The organism is Salmonella sp. 5800 (genome assembly GCF_046558195.1).
In the GTDB taxonomy this organism is placed as follows: domain Bacteria; phylum Pseudomonadota; class Gammaproteobacteria; order Enterobacterales; family Enterobacteriaceae; genus Salmonella; species Salmonella enterica.
In genome coordinates this window covers 905,700-922,660 of record NZ_JBGDOX010000001.1, presented here as the reverse complement: position 1 = coordinate 922,660, position 16,961 = coordinate 905,700, and the positions used below count along the sequence as shown (strand labels likewise).

General features: G+C 53.3%; 15 protein-coding genes. 9 read left to right on the top strand and 6 right to left on the bottom strand.

The features are described 5' to 3' along the window. Positions 1 to 120 precede the first annotated feature (120 nt). Positions 121 to 1,068: a D-alanyl-D-alanine endopeptidase gene (pbpG, locus tag ACLJZ5_RS04660; protein WP_000911555.1), complete on the top strand. Its 948-nt coding sequence runs from the start codon at positions 121 to 123 to the stop codon at positions 1,066 to 1,068. A gap of 58 nt (positions 1,069 to 1,126) precedes the next feature. On the opposite strand, the gene dld is transcribed toward pbpG, so the two are convergent. Next, the gene (gene dld / locus ACLJZ5_RS04655) at positions 1,127 to 2,857 is read right to left on the bottom strand and encodes a D-lactate dehydrogenase (protein ID WP_000095235.1); all 1,731 of its coding nucleotides are present in this window, start codon (positions 2,855 to 2,857) and stop codon (positions 1,127 to 1,129) included. A gap of 266 nt (positions 2,858 to 3,123) precedes the next feature. Between dld and bglX the strand changes: the two genes are divergently transcribed. From bglX to ACLJZ5_RS04630, 5 genes are all read left to right on the top strand, one after another. Beyond that, positions 3,124 to 5,421 (top strand): beta-glucosidase BglX, encoded by a 2,298-nt coding sequence (bglX, locus tag ACLJZ5_RS04650; RefSeq protein ID WP_000871554.1) that lies wholly within the window; start codon positions 3,124 to 3,126, stop codon positions 5,419 to 5,421. Between the two features lie 180 nt (positions 5,422 to 5,601). Next, positions 5,602 to 6,519 carry an ABC transporter substrate-binding protein gene (locus tag ACLJZ5_RS04645; protein ID WP_000155876.1) on the top strand — a complete coding sequence of 306 codons (918 nt, stop codon included), beginning with the start codon at positions 5,602 to 5,604 and terminating at the stop codon, positions 6,517 to 6,519. Positions 6,520 to 6,522: 3 nt separating this feature from the next. Beyond that, positions 6,523 to 7,692, top strand: coding sequence for an ABC transporter permease (locus tag ACLJZ5_RS04640; RefSeq protein WP_024798400.1), 1,170 nt, complete (start codon positions 6,523 to 6,525; stop codon positions 7,690 to 7,692). Next, positions 7,685 to 8,632, top strand: a complete 948-nt coding sequence (locus ACLJZ5_RS04635; RefSeq protein ID WP_000569166.1) for an ABC transporter ATP-binding protein — start codon at positions 7,685 to 7,687, stop codon at positions 8,630 to 8,632. Before ACLJZ5_RS04640 ends, ACLJZ5_RS04635 begins: the two co-directional genes overlap by 8 nt. Then, on the top strand, positions 8,616 to 9,347 hold the full coding sequence (locus ACLJZ5_RS04630) for an ABC transporter permease (protein ID WP_024798399.1): 732 nt from the start codon (positions 8,616 to 8,618) through the stop codon (positions 9,345 to 9,347). The genes ACLJZ5_RS04635 and ACLJZ5_RS04630 overlap by 17 nt, the downstream gene beginning before the upstream one ends. On the opposite strand, the gene ACLJZ5_RS04625 is transcribed toward ACLJZ5_RS04630, so the two are convergent. Both ACLJZ5_RS04625 and mlrA read right to left on the bottom strand, forming a co-directional pair. Beyond that, a complete protein-coding gene (locus tag ACLJZ5_RS04625; RefSeq protein ID WP_001261696.1) occupies positions 9,328 to 9,435 on the bottom strand; it encodes a protein YohO in 108 nt (35 codons plus the stop codon). The genes ACLJZ5_RS04630 and ACLJZ5_RS04625 overlap by 20 nt on opposite strands. Positions 9,436 to 9,494: 59 nt before the next feature. Next, on the bottom strand, positions 9,495 to 10,226 hold the full coding sequence (mlrA, locus tag ACLJZ5_RS04620; RefSeq protein WP_001240418.1) for an HTH-type transcriptional regulator MlrA: 732 nt from the start codon (positions 10,224 to 10,226) through the stop codon (positions 9,495 to 9,497). A 222-nt stretch (positions 10,227 to 10,448) separates the two neighbouring features. On the opposite strand from mlrA, the gene ACLJZ5_RS04615 reads away from it, so the two are divergent. Genes ACLJZ5_RS04615 through ACLJZ5_RS04605 form a run of 3 tightly spaced genes read left to right on the top strand, consistent with a single transcriptional unit; the run spans position 10,449 to position 13,364 of the window. Continuing rightward, positions 10,449 to 12,134 carry a sensor histidine kinase gene (locus tag ACLJZ5_RS04615; RefSeq protein WP_000272850.1) on the top strand — a complete coding sequence of 562 codons (1,686 nt, stop codon included), beginning with the start codon at positions 10,449 to 10,451 and terminating at the stop codon, positions 12,132 to 12,134. Continuing rightward, a complete protein-coding gene (gene btsR / locus ACLJZ5_RS04610; RefSeq protein ID WP_000598637.1) occupies positions 12,131 to 12,850 on the top strand; it encodes a two-component system response regulator BtsR in 720 nt (239 codons plus the stop codon). The genes ACLJZ5_RS04615 and btsR overlap by 4 nt, the downstream gene beginning before the upstream one ends. Positions 12,851 to 12,896: 46 nt before the next feature. Then, a complete protein-coding gene (locus ACLJZ5_RS04605; protein WP_000950412.1) occupies positions 12,897 to 13,364 on the top strand; it encodes a DUF1456 family protein in 468 nt (155 codons plus the stop codon). A 56-nt stretch (positions 13,365 to 13,420) separates the two neighbouring features. On the opposite strand, the gene ACLJZ5_RS04600 is transcribed toward ACLJZ5_RS04605, so the two are convergent. From ACLJZ5_RS04600 to metG, 3 genes are all read right to left on the bottom strand, one after another. Beyond that, positions 13,421 to 13,951: a YehR family lipoprotein gene (locus ACLJZ5_RS04600; RefSeq protein WP_024798398.1), complete on the bottom strand. Its 531-nt coding sequence runs from the start codon at positions 13,949 to 13,951 to the stop codon at positions 13,421 to 13,423. Positions 13,952 to 14,122: 171 nt separating this feature from the next. Further along, a complete protein-coding gene (locus ACLJZ5_RS04595; RefSeq protein ID WP_000703136.1) occupies positions 14,123 to 14,581 on the bottom strand; it encodes a YehR family lipoprotein in 459 nt (152 codons plus the stop codon). A 240-nt stretch (positions 14,582 to 14,821) separates the two neighbouring features. Then, complete coding sequence (gene metG / locus ACLJZ5_RS04590) at positions 14,822 to 16,855, bottom strand: methionine--tRNA ligase (RefSeq protein WP_024798397.1); 2,034 nt, start codon at positions 16,853 to 16,855, stop codon at positions 14,822 to 14,824. Positions 16,856 to 16,961 lie beyond the last annotated feature (106 nt).

Sequence of the window (16,961 nt, the reverse complement as noted above, 5' to 3'; positions counted from 1 at the left end):
ACGATTCTTCTGTAGCGGCAACGCTGGCGTGCCGCTATGATGCCACTGCTAGCTTGAGTATAATCTTAGCTCAGGCGGTGTGCGTTACGGCGCGCGTGAATCATTATCAGAAATCTCATCATGCTGAAATTCCGAGCTTCATTCCTGAGCCTTGCTCTGATGTTGGCCGTACCTTTTGCCCCGCAGGCTGTGGCGAAAACGGCAGCGACAACCGCGGCGTCTCAACCTGAGATTGCCTCCGGTAGCGCAATGATTGTTGATCTCAACACCAATAAAGTGATCTATTCGAACCACCCGGATCTGGTGCGTCCGATTGCCTCGATAACCAAATTAATGACGGCGATGGTCGTGCTCGACGCGCGATTGCCGCTGGATGAAATACTGAAGGTCGATATCAGCCAGACGCCGGAAATGAAAGGGGTTTACTCCCGCGTGCGCCTGAACAGCGAAATTAGCCGCAAAAATATGTTGCTGCTGGCGTTGATGTCATCCGAAAACCGTGCGGCGGCAAGCCTGGCGCACTATTATCCCGGCGGTTATAACGCGTTTATTAAAGCGATGAATGCGAAGGCGAAAGCGCTGGGCATGACGCATACCCGCTTCGTTGAGCCGACGGGGCTGTCGATTCATAACGTCTCGACCGCGCGGGATTTAACAAAACTGCTGATTGCCACGAAGCAATACCCGCTGATTGGCCAGCTAAGCACCACGCGCGAAGACATGGCGACATTCTCGCATCCGGCGTATACGCTGCCGTTTCGCAATACCAACCATTTGGTCTACCGTGATAACTGGAATATCCAGTTAACGAAAACCGGCTTTACCAATGCGGCGGGGCATTGCCTGGTGATGCGTACCGTGATCAATAACAAACCGGTCGCGCTGGTGGTCATGGACGCGTTCGGCAAATATACTCACTTTGCGGACGCCAGTCGCCTGCGTACATGGATTGAAACCGGTAAAGTCATGCCCGTTCCGGCTGCCGCGCTGAGCTATAAAAAGCAAAAAGCCGCGCAAATGGCGGCAGCCAGCGCCAGCGCCGGAGCGCAAACCGCACAGAACGATTAAGTCGCCGCAGGCCCGGCAGGCATCGCGCCGCCGGGCATTCACGGTAAACCGCACGGTGTTAATGCGTTTCGTCGGGCGTATTTTCCTGCCAGAATTTCCGCTTACTCGTTTTGCCGATACCGGGGTTCATACTGTTGGTCGGGTCATTTTGCCGATAAAAACGCGTCAGCGTTTCCGGCGCTTTATACAGATGTCCCACGTTGTGCTCCGCCGGGTACTGCGCCCCGCGCGCCTGCAATAGCTCCAGCATTTGCGCTTTCAGCGCATGGACGTCGACGCCTTTCTTCACGATATAGTCCTGATGAAAAACGTGGCACATAAAGTGACCGTAATAGAGTTTATGTACCAGTTGGCTGTCGATTTCCGGCGGCAGATGCTCGAACCAGTCGGTATCGTTGCGGCGCAGAGCGATATCCAGCGCCAGGATATCTTCCACTTCATCAGAGTGTACGGCCTGATAACGAATCGCCGCGCCAGCAGCGGCGAAGCGGTGCAGGAAGGCTTTGCTGCCTTCTTCCGGCGTACAGGTGAAGAAACCGCCCTCAGCGGATTTAAAAAATTCATTCAGCCAGCGTTGCGCTTCTGCGACGCCGTCTCCCGCCATTTTTAACAGCAGATGATGCTCATATTTATCGCGCCAGTTTTTCATTCGCGGCGGCAGATGGCTGGGAAACAGATGGCCGAATTTCTGCATCGCGCGGTCGGTGAAATGCGGACGGAAAAATTTTACTTTTTCCAGCATCGCATCGGTTCGGCCTTTTAGCGTGAAAAAGAATGGCATCTTGTCGGTGCCGAGTTTATCGATCATCAGAAAGGTATCTTTACCGTACTGCTCCGCAATATCGTAGATATCGCGATGCATATATTCTCCCGCCACTGGCAGATTGTCGAAGTTCGCCAGAATATGCCGACGGATTTCAGTCAGTACCGCGGGCTGATTGGTGCCGATATAAAAAACCTGCTGATTTTTTTCCGCTGCAAAGGTATCAAGGCGAACGGCAAAAACCGCCAGTTTTCCGGCGCAGCCGGAAGATTCAAACAAACGGTCCGGGTCGGCGTTATAGCGGGCGGGCGTATCGGCGTTGATATCTCGTACCCGCGTCACGTAGTCGTGATCGTGCGCATGACGACCATCGTGACGCACATCCTCATCTTTAATCCGTTCATCATCCAGCTTGCTCAGGATCTGCTCCGGCGTATGCCCAAGATCGATACCCAGATGATTGACCAGTTGCAGTTTGCCTTGCTCGTCAATACGGGCAAAGAGCGACATCTCGGTATAGGCCGGGCCGCGCTGCACCAGCGAGCCGCCGGAGTTATTACAGATGCCGCCGATGACCGACGCGCCGATACACGACGAACCAATCACCGAGTGCGGTTCACGGCCCAGCGGTTTAAGCGCTTTTTCCAGCGCATAGAGCGTCGTACCGGGCCAGGCCAGAACCTGTTGGCCGTTATCCAGTAAGTGCAGCTTATCCAGCCGCTGGGTGCTGATAATCACAATATCGCGATCGTAGTCGTTGCCGTTCGGCGTGGAGCCTTCCGTCAGACCGGTGTTGGCGGCCTGCATCAGAATAATTTTGTCAGCGTTAACGCAGGCGTTGAGCACACGCCACAGTTCCAGTAATGAACCCGGGAAAACAACGGCCAGCGCGTCGCCCTGACCGGAACGGAAACCCTTGCGATAGCGGGCGGTTTTGGCGGGGTCTGTCAGCAGGTGAGAATGGCCTACCAGGCGGGCCAGCTCATTCAGGAACGTTTTATTATCAGTCATTGTTATGGAAGACATTCTCCACTCCTTGTGGTGGGACAAAATATCAGCGTTAAGCATAGCGCTTGGTATGACAATACGCTTTCTCATTCAAATTGTCTCTGTGTTGGTGGTATTCATTTGCCGCCTTGATACCATTTGCTGGCGGTTGCGTATTCGACTGTGCGGAAAATTAGGAGAATAACCTTCGCTTTCTTCTCCTCTCGCGTTTAGGCTTATGGCAAACTGCGGTTTTTATTCTGTTTTTACCGCCTCGTCGGGATAAAGATAAAGAGAGACTCAACATGAAATGGTTATGTTCAGTAGGTGTTGCTGTGAGTCTGGCGATGCAGCCAGCATTGGCGGAAAACCTGTTTGGCAATCACCCGCTGACGCCTGAAGCGCGCGACGCGTTCGTCACCGATTTACTCAAGAAAATGACTGTCGATGAAAAAATTGGTCAGTTACGTCTGATCAGCGTCGGCCCTGATAACCCGAAAGAAGCGATTCGCGAGATGATCAAAGACGGGCAGGTAGGGGCGATTTTCAATACCGTCACCCGCCAGGATATCCGTCAAATGCAGGATCAGGTGATGGCATTGAGCCGCCTGAAAATTCCTCTCTTTTTTGCCTATGACGTGGTACACGGCCAGCGAACCGTCTTCCCGATAAGCCTCGGTCTGGCTTCTTCTTTTAATCTGGATGCGGTAAGAACCGTAGGACGCGTATCGGCGTATGAAGCGGCGGACGACGGTCTGAATATGACCTGGGCGCCGATGGTGGATGTCTCCCGGGATCCGCGTTGGGGACGCGCCTCCGAAGGCTTTGGCGAAGATACATATTTAACCTCCATCATGGGCGAAACCATGGTGAAAGCGATGCAGGGCAAAAGTCCGGCGGATCGCTACTCGGTGATGACCAGCGTGAAACATTTTGCCGCCTATGGCGCCGTTGAAGGCGGTAAAGAATACAACACCGTGGATATGAGTTCCCAGCGTCTGTTTAATGACTATATGCCGCCTTACAAAGCGGGGCTGGATGCGGGGAGCGGCGCGGTGATGGTGGCGCTGAACTCGCTGAACGGCACGCCTGCGACGTCAGATTCCTGGCTATTGAAAGATGTCCTGCGCGATGAGTGGGGCTTTAAGGGAATTACCGTTTCCGACCACGGCGCTATTAAAGAACTGATTAAACACGGCACCGCGGCCGACCCGGAAGATGCGGTGCGCGTGGCGCTAAAGGCAGGGGTGGATATGAGCATGGCGGATGAGTATTACAGCAAATATCTGCCGGGTCTGATTAAGTCGGGCAAAGTGACGATGGCGGAACTGGACGACGCGACGCGCCATGTGCTCAACGTAAAATATGACATGGGATTGTTTAACGACCCCTATAGCCATCTGGGGCCGAAAGAGAGCGACCCGGTGGACACCAATGCCGAAAGCCGCCTGCATCGTAAAGAGGCGCGGGAAGTGGCGCGGGAAAGTGTGGTACTGCTGAAAAACCGGCTGGAAACGCTGCCGTTGAAAAAATCGGGCACCATTGCCGTTGTTGGGCCACTGGCCGACAGTCAACGTGATGTAATGGGAAGCTGGTCTGCTGCTGGGGTCGCGAATCAGTCGGTGACGGTGCTGGCGGGTATTCAAAATGCCGTCGGCGACGGGGCGAAGATCCTCTATGCCAAAGGGGCGAATATCACTAACGATAAAGATATCGTCGATTTCTTAAACCTGTATGAAGAGGCGGTGAAAATCGATCCGCGCTCACCGCAGGCGATGATTGATGAGGCGGTGCAGGCGGCGAAACAGGCCGATGTGGTGGTCGCAGTGGTAGGCGAGTCGCAGGGGATGGCGCATGAAGCCTCCAGCCGTACCAATATCACCATTCCGCAGAGTCAGCGCGACTTAATCACCGCTCTGAAAGCCACCGGTAAGCCGCTCGTACTGGTATTAATGAACGGCAGACCGCTGGCGCTGGTAAAAGAAGATCAACAGGCCGATGCGATTCTGGAGACCTGGTTTGCCGGGACGGAAGGCGGCAACGCCATTGCCGATGTGCTGTTTGGCGATTACAACCCGTCAGGCAAACTGCCGATATCCTTCCCGCGTTCGGTGGGACAAATTCCGGTCTATTACAGCCATCTCAATACGGGACGCCCGTATAATCCTGAAAAGCCAAACAAATACACCTCACGTTATTTTGACGAAGCGAATGGCCCGCTCTATCCGTTTGGTTACGGTCTGAGCTACACCACATTTACGGTGTCTGACGTCACGCTCTCCTCACCGACAATGCAACGCGACGGCAAAGTCACGGCCAGCGTAGAGGTCACGAACACCGGTAAACGCGAAGGGGCAACGGTCATCCAGATGTACTTACAGGATGTCACGGCATCAATGAGCCGCCCGGTGAAGCAATTAAAAGGCTTTGAAAAAATCACCCTCAAGCCTGGCGAACGTAAAACCGTGAGTTTCCCGATTGATATCGAGGCGTTGAAGTTCTGGAATCAGCAGATGAAATATGACGCGGAACCCGGCAAGTTCAACGTCTTTATCGGCGTGGATTCCGCTCGCGTTAAACAAGGATCGTTCGAGCTACTGTAAGCCTGCCGTCAACAGGGCGCGATAGCTGCGCCCTGTCTGGCAATGGCTTTTCCTGTCCCCCCTTTTATTGCCTGCCACGTCACTTACACTGGCGGAAAATCCCAGGTTAAACGCAGACTTTTCAACTATGCTTTTTTCTCAAGTCTCTGAAAAAGGCCGTAAAAGGATGAGGAAAGCATCATGACGATCTCAAAGCTATGGGTAAGTTCGCTGGCGTTGCTGGCGACGGTGAGTTTACCTCTACAGGCGGCATCGCCCGTGACGGTCGGGTCAAAGATTGATACCGAAGGCGCGCTGCTCGGCAACATGATTTTGCAGGTACTGGAAAGCCACGGCGTTAAAACGGTCAATAAAATTCAGCTCGGGACCACGCCAGTCGTTCGTGGCGCGATTACCGCCGGAGAGCTGGATATCTATCCGGAATACACCGGTAACGGGGCGTTCTTTTTTAAAGATGAAAACGATCCGGCATGGAAAAATGCAAAGCAAGGCTTTGAGAAAGTCAAAAAACTGGATGCGGAGCAGAATAAGCTGGTCTGGTTGACGCCTGCGCCAGCAAATAACACCTGGACCATCGCGGTACGTCAGGACATCGCGGAAAAAAATAAACTCTCCTCGCTTGCCGATCTCAGCCGTTATCTGAAAGAGGGCGGCACTTTTAAACTGGCGGCGTCTGCGGAATTTATCGAACGGGCGGATGCGCTGCCGGCATTTGAAAAAGCCTATGATTTTACCTTGAATCAGAACCAGCTCTTGTCGCTGGCGGGCGGCGATACGGCGGTCACGATCAAAGCCGCCGCGCAACAAACATCCGGCGTTAACGCCGCGATGGCGTATGGTACCGACGGCCCGGTCGCCGCGCTGGGTCTGCAAACCCTGAGCGATCCGAAAGGCGTCCAGCCTATCTATGCCCCAGCGCCGGTAGTACGTGAATCGGTGTTACAGGCCTATCCTCAGATAGCCGACTGGCTGCAGCCCGTTTTCGCCAGCCTTGATGAGAAAACGCTGCAACAGTTGAACGCCAGAATCGCCGTAGAAGGGCTGGATGCGAAAAAAGTCGCCGCAGATTACCTCCGACAAAAAGGGTGGGTGAAGTAATCTGTGAGTGATGCTGCCAAAAAAATCACGGTTAATCGTGTGCTGTTGCTGTTGGTTGTTCTGACCCTGCTTGCTGTCGCGCTGCCTTTCATTAATTACGCCCCGAATCGTCTGGTGAGCGGCGAGGGGCACCAGTTATGGGAGATCTGGCCGGCGACCATCTGGATGCTGACTGGCGCGGGATGCGCGCTGTTTACGTTGTGCTTTGTACCCGGTAAACGCGGTAGCGTACTGACGCTGATGATGGCGCAGACGCTTTTTATTGTCATGCTGTGGGGAGTCGGCAGGGCGGCGACCCAGTTGGCGCAGGAGGGCAGCCCGCTGGCGCGTACCAGTCTGGGAAGTGGATTGTGGCTGGGCCTCGGTCTGATGCTGCTGGCCTGTAGCGATGCGATCCGCCGTATTACCGTTGGGCCGCTGTGGCGCTGGTTGCTGCACGCGCAAATTGTCATTGTCCCGCTGGTGCTGCTGTTTTCAGGCACGTTCGACAACCTCTCGCTTCTGAAAGAGTATACCAATCGCCAGGATGTTTTCGATGCCGCGCTGGTGCAACATTTGATGTTACTGGCGGGCACGGTGCTGCCGGCGCTGGCGATCGGACTACCATTGGGCGTCTGGTGTTATTTTTCCGCCTCACGCCAGGGGCCGGTGTTTACCGTGCTGAATGTGATCCAGACTATCCCTTCCGTCGCGCTGTTTGGCCTGCTGATTGCGCCGTTGGCCGGACTGGTGAAACAGTTTCCGTGGCTTGCCGAATTCGGCGTCGCGGGAACCGGCATGACGCCTGCGTTGATAGCGCTGGTGCTCTATGCGTTATTGCCGCTGGTGCGCGGTGTGGTCGCCGGGCTCAATCAGGTGCCGCGCGATGTGCTGGAGAGCGCAAGAGCAATGGGAATGAGTAGCGGCCAGCGCTTCAGGCATGTGCAACTGCCGCTGGCGCTGCCAGTTTTTTTACGTAGCCTGCGGGTAGTAATGGTTCAGACAGTGGGAATGGCCGTCGTCGCCGCGCTGATTGGCGCGGGAGGTTTCGGCGCGCTGGTGTTTCAGGGGCTATTGAGCAGCGCCATTGATTTAGTCCTGTTGGGCGTCATTCCGGTGATTGCGCTGGCGGTAGTGATCGACGCGCTGTTTGATTTATGGATCGCGTTTTTGAAGGGAGCAACCGATGATTGAATTTAACCATGTCAGTAAAACCTTCGGCGATCAACAGGCTGTTAGCGACCTCAATTTGCACTTTAGCGAAGGCAGCTTTTCGGTGTTAATTGGCACCTCCGGTTCGGGAAAATCGACCACTCTGAAGATGATTAACCGGCTGGTAGAGCATGATAGCGGAACGATCCGTTTTGCCGGGGAAGAGATCCGCAGCCTGCCGGTGCTTGAACTGCGCCGTCGCATGGGCTATGCCATTCAGTCTATCGGTCTTTTTCCCCACTGGACGGTGGCGCAAAATATCGCCACCGTACCGCAACTACAAAAGTGGTCGCGTGCGCGGATTAACGATCGTATTGATGAACTGATGGCATTATTGGGTCTGGAAAGCGCGCTGCGCGATCGTTATCCGCATCAGCTTTCCGGCGGGCAACAGCAGCGGGTCGGCGTTGCGCGGGCGCTGGCTGCCGATCCGCAGGTATTGCTGATGGACGAGCCTTTCGGCGCGCTTGATCCGGTAACGCGCGGCGCATTGCAGCAGGAGATGACCCGCATTCATCAGCTACTGGGGCGCACCATCGTACTGGTGACGCACGACATCGACGAGGCGCTACGCCTCGCCGACCATCTGGTGCTGATGGACGGGGGCCACGTTATCCAACAGGGATCGCCGCTTTCTATGCTGACCTCGCCGGAAAATGATTTCGTGCAGGCGTTTTTTGGCCGCAGCGAGCTGGGCGTAAGGCTGCTTTCGTTACGTAGCGTAGGCGATTATGTACGTCGGCATGAACAGCTCAGCGGCGATGCGCTGGTGGAAGAGATGACGCTACGCGATGCGCTATCGATGTTTGTCGCCCGCCGGTGCGACGTCCTGCCGGTGGCGAATCAGCAGGGCGAGCCCTGCGGTACGCTCCATTTCCGCGATCTGCTTTCGGAGACGTCTCCCCGTGAAACGACTGTGTGATCCGCTTCTCTGGCTTATTGTTCTGTTCTTGCTTCTGCTGTTTGGATTGCCTTATAGCCAGCCGTTCTTCGCCGCGCTGTTTCCCGATTTACCGCGCCCGGTCTACCAACAGGAGAGTTTTGCCGCCCTCGCGCTCGCCCATTTCTGGTTGGTGGGCATCTCAAGTTTGTTTGCCGTCGTGGTGGGCGTCGGCGCAGGGATTTCGGTCACGCGAGAAAGTGGGAAGGAGTTTCGTCCCCTGGTGGAGACTATCGCCGCCGTCGGGCAGACCTTTCCGCCGGTGGCGGTACTGGCGATCGCGGTACCCGTCATGGGTTTTGGTCAGCAACCGGCCATTATCGCCTTGATCCTGTATGGGGTGTTGCCCATCCTGCAGGCGACCCTGGCCGGGCTGGGCGCGGTGCCTGCCAGCGTGATGAGCGTTGCCAGCGGTATGGGAATGAGCCGTCGCCAACAGTTGTATCAGGTTGAGCTGCCGCTGGCCGCGCCGGTGATTCTGGCGGGCATCCGAACCTCGGTGATTATCAATATTGGTACGGCGACCATCGCTTCAACGGTGGGGGCCAGTACGTTAGGCACGCCGATCATTATCGGGCTTAGCGGCTTTAATACGGCCTATGTTATCCAGGGGGCGCTGCTGGTGGCGCTGGCGGCGATCATTATCGATCGCCTGTTTGAAAGGCTGACGCGCGCGCTTACCCGGCACGCAAAATAAAACTGTAACCTGCCAGCATCACGCCGCCGATACCGCCAATAGCCATCAGCAGGAAAAGGGCGATCACCCCGATTTTCGCTACGCGCATTATGTACTCCTTATGTTAATAAAAGGAGTATACATTAAAGCGAATTTGTTAGCTGCTGTTTAAACGCCAAGGGGATGAATGTCGCGTCCCTGGGCGCGCCATGCCAGGAGTTGCTGCTGCTGCGCCAGCGTCTGGTTTTCTCCGCACCATACCAGTAACGTCTTGCCGTCAAACAGTTCCGGGCGGAACTGGCTAAGCGAGTGCGCCAGCACGTCGATTCGCCATCCCTGTTGGCTGGCGACCCAACCTTCCAGCCACAGGCGGGTGGTATCATGGATATTCCAGCCGATCACCAACGCATCTTTTCCCTGTTTCTTACGCGCAGACGCCAGGCAGAGCGCAATATAGTTGATCAGGATACCGTCAAGAATGCCGAGCAGCGCCTGAAGGGCGGGTTGTTGGCACTGTAATCGCCGCCGCAGGGGGACGAACAGGTTAGTGGTCAATGTCTGGGCTGGATAATCCTGACCGCGTTCTTTGACCCATAACCGTAAACTGTGCAGATTACTGCTTTGCAGGTAGTGCAGCAGGATCTCCTGCTGTTCGCGCCAGCCGTTAGGTTGTTCGCTACTGTCGCTACTGAGCAGCACTTTGACTTTGCTGACCTGGACGCCGTTATCTATCCAGCGCTTGATTTCGCGGATTCTGTCGATATCGGCATCGTTAAACAGACGATGACCGCCATCCGTTCGCTGTGGTTTTAAAAGTCCATAACGTCTCTGCCACGCGCGCAACGTGACAGGATTGATATCACAAAGCAAAGCCACTTCACCAATTGTGTAAAGCGCCATCGTTTCACCCTTGCTCGCGAGGTCCCGGTTTAACTTTAGACGCTCTTTTAGGAACCAGGAAGTTTTGCCTGTTTTTTATGCATTAAAACGCGAAGTAGCGGGTTGCGGCGCGGCGTTTAAGTGATCGTATTCACGAATTCATATTTTTATGCAACAGTTCAAAGAAAGTTAATCGTACTCAATGTATGTTACGCGCTTTTAATTGAAGTGTGGTTTGCGGGTATGTACGAGTTTAATCTGGTGTTGCTGCTGCTTCAGCAGATGTGCGTGTTTCTGGTCATTGCGTGGCTAATGAGTAAAACGCGCCTGTTCATCCCGCTTATGCAGGTCACGGTTCGTCTGCCGCACAAGCTTCTGTGTTACGTCACGTTTTCTATCTTCTGCATTATGGGCACTTATTTTGGGCTGCATATCGAAGATTCAATTGCCAATACCCGCGCGATTGGCGCGGTGATGGGCGGCCTACTCGGCGGGCCGGTCGTCGGCGGGCTGGTCGGTCTGACCGGTGGGTTACATCGGTATTCTATGGGCGGCATGACGGCGCTGAGCTGTATGATTTCCACCATCGTCGAAGGGCTGCTGGGCGGGTTGGTACACAGCGTTCTCATACGTCGCGGACGCCCGGACAAAGTGTTTAGCCCGCTGACGGCGGGAGCAATTACGTGTGTTGCCGAACTGGTGCAGATGCTGATTATTTTATTGATAGCCAGGCCGTTTGACGATGCTCTGCATCTGGTCAGTAATATTGCCGCGCCGATGATGGTGACGAATACCGTTGGCGCCGCGCTGTTCATGCGTATTTTGCTCGATAAGCGCGCCATGTTCGAAAAATATACTTCGGCATTTTCTGCTACCGCGCTGAAGGTCGCCGCGTCAACGGAGGGGATTCTGCGTCAGGGATTTAACGAAGTGAACAGTATGAAGGTGGCGCAGGTGTTATATCAGGAGCTGGATATTGGCGCCGTCGCCATCACCGATCGCGAAAAACTGCTGGCTTTTACTGGTATTGGCGACGATCACCATCTACCGGGCAAACCCATTTCATCAGGTTATACGCTGAAAGCAATTGAAACCGGAGAGGTGGTTTATGCCGATGGCAACGAAGTGCCGTATCGTTGTTCGCTACACCCGCAGTGTAAACTCGGCTCGACGCTGGTGATCCCGCTGCGTGGCGAAAATCAGCGAGTCATGGGCACCATTAAATTGTACGAAGCGAAAAACCGGCTGTTCAGCTCAATTAACCGCACCCTGGGAGAGGGGATTGCGCAGCTTTTATCCGCGCAAATCCTGGCCGGTCAGTATGAACGGCAGAAGGCGTTGCTGACACAGTCAGAGATCAAGCTGTTGCACGCGCAGGTGAATCCGCATTTTCTGTTTAACGCGCTCAATACCATTAAAGCGGTGATTCGCCGCGACAGCGAACAGGCCAGCCAACTGGTGCAGTACTTGTCGACCTTTTTTCGCAAAAATTTAAAACGCCCGTCGGAAATCGTCACGCTGGCGGATGAAATTGAACACGTAAACGCTTATCTGCAAATTGAAAAAGCGCGTTTTCAGTCGCGTCTGCAGGTACAGCTTGATGTTCCATCGACGCTTTCACGTCAGAAATTGCCTGCGTTTACGTTACAGCCGATTGTTGAGAACGCCATTAAACATGGCACGTCGCAACTGCTTGATACCGGCAACGTCGCTATTCGCGCCCGGCGCGAAGGGCAGCATTTGATGTTAGATATTGAAGATAATGCGGGACTGTATCAGCCTTCCGCCGGCAGTAGCGGGCTGGGGATGAGTCTGGTGGATAAACGTCTGCGCGAACACTTTGGCGATGATTATGGTATTAGCGTGGCCTGCGAGCCGGACTGTTTTACCCGAATTACATTACGACTTCCACTGGAGGAGGACGCATGATTAAAGTGCTGATTGTGGATGATGAGCCGTTAGCGCGGGAAAATCTGCGGATTTTGCTCCAGGGGCAGGATGACATTGAGATTGTGGGAGAGTGCGCGAACGCGGTAGAAGCGATTGGCGCGGTACATAAGCTGCGACCTGATGTGCTGTTTCTGGATATTCAGATGCCGCGTATCAGTGGACTGGAGATGGTAGGAATGCTTGACCCGGAACACCGCCCGTATATCGTTTTTTTAACCGCGTTTGACGAATACGCCATCAAAGCCTTTGAAGAACACGCTTTTGATTATCTGCTCAAGCCGATAGAGGAGAAACGGCTGGAAAAAACGTTACATCGTCTGCGTCAGGAGCGCAGTAAACAGGATGTTTCGTTGCTGCCGGAAAACCAGCAGGCGCTTAAATTCATTCCCTGTACCGGACACAGCCGGATCTATTTGTTGCAAATGGATGATGTCGCCTTTGTCAGTAGCCGTATGAGCGGCGTTTATGTGACCAGCAGTGAAGGTAAAGAGGGGTTTACCGAGCTGACGCTGCGCACGCTGGAAAGCCGGACGCCGCTACTGCGTTGTCATCGTCAGTTTCTGGTGAATATGGCCCATTTGCAGGAAATTCGGCTGGAGGATAATGGGCAGGCAGAGCTGATTTTACGCAACGGCCTGACGGTGCCGGTAAGCCGTCGCTATCTGAAAAGTTTAAAAGAGGCGATTGGCCTGTAAAAGACTGTTAGAATATCGTTTTGCCATAGAAACGACCGAAGGCCTCATGCTGAGTAACGATATTCTGCGTAGCGTGCGCTACATTTTAAAAGCTAATAATACCGATCTGGCGCGTATCCTGGCGCTGGGTAACGTTGATGCTACGCCGGAGCAGATTGCAATCTGGTTGCGCAAAGAAGAGGAGGAGGGGTTTCAGCGTTGCCCGGATATCGTGTTGTCCTCATTTCTCAATGGCCTCATTTATGAAAAACGCGGCAAAGATGAGGCGGCGCCTGCATTGACGGCGGAACGTCGTATCAACAACAATATTGTGCTGAAAAAGCTGCGTATCGCCTTTTCGCTAAAAACAGATGATATCCTGGCGATACTTACCGATCAGTTGTTTCGTGTCTCGATGCCAGAGATCACCGCGATGATGCGCGCGCCGGATCATAAGAACTTCCGCGAATGCGGCGATCAGTTTATGCGTTATTTTCTGCGCGGTCTGGCGGCCCGTGAACACGCGGCGAAGTAATTCTGCGGTATTGTTCCCGGCAGCGTCCTGTCTGACCGGGAAAACGCATTATTATACTAATTGATTCTATGATACCCGCTCTCTTCCAACAGTTTCTGCGAGCGAATCATTGACAGATAGTGCGCGGAACAGTTGTCAATTGATGATCCTGGCAATTTACAGAGGTCGCTCATTTTTGCCTGGGTAAAGTCAATATTCACATATTCCGTAGCATAGCTATCATAATAGTCGATTCGCTCAGTCAAACCCGATATACCCTGATAAGCTTCGCTGACTTGACTTAGCACTTTTTGTGCTTCTTCTTTATTATTGGCTTTCAGGGTTTTATAAAGTATTTTATTTTCAGATGTTTGACGTAAAACGATATCACCTTTGTAGTAATAGGTTAACTTGATTTCAATACCGTTGAGATTACCTACATAGCGTTGTGTTTCCTCTGACTCTTTGTTAGCGGCTATCTTTTTGATAAACGCTGTCATGTTATTTTGCTTTCCCTGGAGAGTATCGTTTTTCTGATCGCAGCCAGTTATGCTAACCGATAGAGAGAGCGCGAATAGTGGCAGCGCCATAAGGCGTAGAATCCGCATAACAATTCCTTGTCGTTAAGTATTGGTGTAGCCAGGAATTCAGGGATTATAGGCTTTGGCGAGGGGACTTACAGCGAGGCTGTCTTTTTTCGGAATTCATAAAGAAAAGACGCTGCCGAAGCAGCGCCCTGAGCGACTTTACCAGTCGATGCAATACATTATGCCTGCCAGTTATTTCGCTTCTTTAAAACCAGCGGCTTCCAGCAGCGTCTGGGTTTGTTTCATGCTGATACCTTTGCTGGTATCGCCGGACACCATTGTCCCAGAGATTCCCTGTAACGCTTTAAAGTCCACTTTTTCCATATCCACAGAGACGTTTTCCTGGGCATAGGTATCTTCATAGGTTAATTTTTCTTCTACTCCGGCGATATTTTTATATTTCGCGCTCAGCGGATCGAGAATTTTGGCGGCATCTTCTTTCGTTTTAGCGCCTACAGTGGCATAGCTGATTTTACTTTCAGACGTCTGCTTAATGATTTTGTCACCTTTATAGGTGTAAGTAATTGAAATTTCTGTCCCCGCCAGGTTTGCGTTAAAGGTCTTTGATTCTTCTTTATCGCCACAGCCAGCAAGAGAGAACACCAGTACGGAAGCCAAAGCCGCGGACAATAACTTGCCAGAAATTTTCATCTAAAACTCCATTTTATATAATGATTAGGTTTTTAAAATAATTTCAATGAATTAATTTAACCCAGTAATAGCAATGTATCAGGGAGAGATAGAATATGACTTTTAGCCGTTATTTAGCAGTCCGGATATGGAGTCTTGGCGCTATTGCTTATTAAGGAAAAAGTTAAAACGCGCGGATGGGGCGATATGCCACTCAGGATTAAGCGGTTAAAAAAGCCGGAGCATGCTCCGGCTTGTTGCTTATTTCACCTGCTGGCCAGGCTTCGCGCCGTCATCAGGGCTTAACAGGAAGATATCTTTCCCGCCAGGGCCGGCGGCCATCACCATTCCCTCGGAGACGCCAAAGCGCATTTTGCGCGGCGCGAGGTTGGCGACCATTACCGTCTGGCGGCCAATCAGCGCCTGCGGGTCCGGGTAGGCGGAACGAATGCCGGAGAAGACGTTACGCTTCTCGCCGCCCAGATCCAGCGTCAGACGCAGCAATTTGTCAGATCCTTCCACAAACTCGGCGTTTTCAATCAGCGCCACGCGCAGATCGACTTTCGCAAAATCGTCAAAGGTGATGGTTTCCTGAATCGGGAAGTCGGCTAACGGGCCGGTAACCGGCGCGGTTGCGGCTTTCACCTCTTCTTTAGACGCTTCAACCAGCGCTTCAACTTGCTTCATGTCGATGCGATTGTAGAGCGCCTTAAAGGTGTTGACCTTGTGACCGAGCAGCGGCTGTTCAATAGCATCCCAGTTCAGTTCGCTGTTCAGGAAGGCTTCAACGCGTTCAGAAAGCGTCGGCAGTACCGGTTTCAGATACGTCATCAGCACGCGGAACAGGTTGATGCCCATCGAGCAAATGGCCTGCAGGTCCGCGTCGCGGCCTTCCTGTTTAGCCACCACCCACGGCGCTTGCTCGTCAACATAACGGTTAGCGACGTCGGCCAGCGCCATAATCTCACGGATAGCTTTGCCGAATTCACGGCTTTCCCATGCTTCGCCAATCACCACAGCAGCGTCAGTAAAGGTTTTATACAATTGCGGATCGGCCAGTTCAGCCGCCAGCACGCCGTCGAAACGCTTATTGATAAAACCGGCGTTACGCGAGGCCAGGTTGACTACTTTATTGACGATATCGGCATTGACGCGCTGGACAAAGTCTTCCAGGTTCAGGTCGATGTCATCAATGCGTGAAGAAAGCTTCGCGGTGTAGTAGTAGCGCAGGCTGTCGGCGTCAAAGTGTTTCAGCCAGGTGCTGGCCTTAATAAAGGTGCCGCGAGACTTAGACATCTTCGCGCCGTTCACCGTCACGTAACCGTGAACGAACAGGTTGGTCGGCTTACGGAAGTGGCTGCCTTCCAGCATGGCCGGCCAGAACAGACTGTGGAAATAGACGATGTCTTTGCCGATGAAGTGGTACAGCTCGGCGTCGGAGTCTTTTTTCCAGTACTCATCAAAACTGGTCGTGTCACCGCGCTTATCGCACAGATTTTTGAAGGAGCCCATATAGCCAATCGGCGCGTCCAGCCAGACGTAGAAATATTTGCCCGGCGCGTTCGGGATTTCGAAACCAAAATACGGCGCGTCGCGGGAAATGTCCCACTGCTGCAGGCCGGATTCAAACCACTCCTGCATTTTATTCGCCACCTGCTCCTGCAGCGCGCCGCTGCGGGTCCACGCCTGCAGCATTTCGCTGAATGACGGCAGATCAAAGAAAAAGTGCTCGGAGTCACGCATTACCGGCGTCGCGCCGGACACCACGGATTTCGGCTCGATAAGTTCGGTCGGGCTGTAAGTTGCGCCGCAGACTTCACAGTTATCGCCGTACTGGTCCGCGGATTTACATTTCGGGCAGGTGCCTTTCACAAATCGGTCCGGCAGGAACATGCCTTTTTCCGGATCGTAGAGTTGAGAGATGGTGCGGTTCTTAATAAAACCGTTCTCTTTCAGGCGCGTATAAATCAGCTCGGACAGCTCGCGATTCTCGTCGCTGTGCGTTGAGTGGTAGTTGTCGTAGCTAATATTAAAACCGGCGAAATCGGTCTGGTGCTCCTGGCTCATTTCACCGATCATTTGCTCCGGCGTAATACCAAGCTGCTGCGCTTTCAGCATGATCGGCGTGCCATGAGCGTCATCGGCACAGATGAAGTTAACCTCATGGCCGCGCATTCGCTGGTAACGGACCCAGACATCAGCCTGGATGTGCTCCAGCATATGGCCGAGGTGGATAGAGCCGTTGGCGTACGGCAGCGCGCACGTTACCAGAATTTTCTTCGCGACTTGAGTCATAGTGGGTATTACTTCTTCTGTTGTAAAAAAGGGCTTTGATAGTACCAAAATGGTAATTACTGCGCCAATCGATAAGGGCATTTATCCGTAAATGAATAATTGTTAC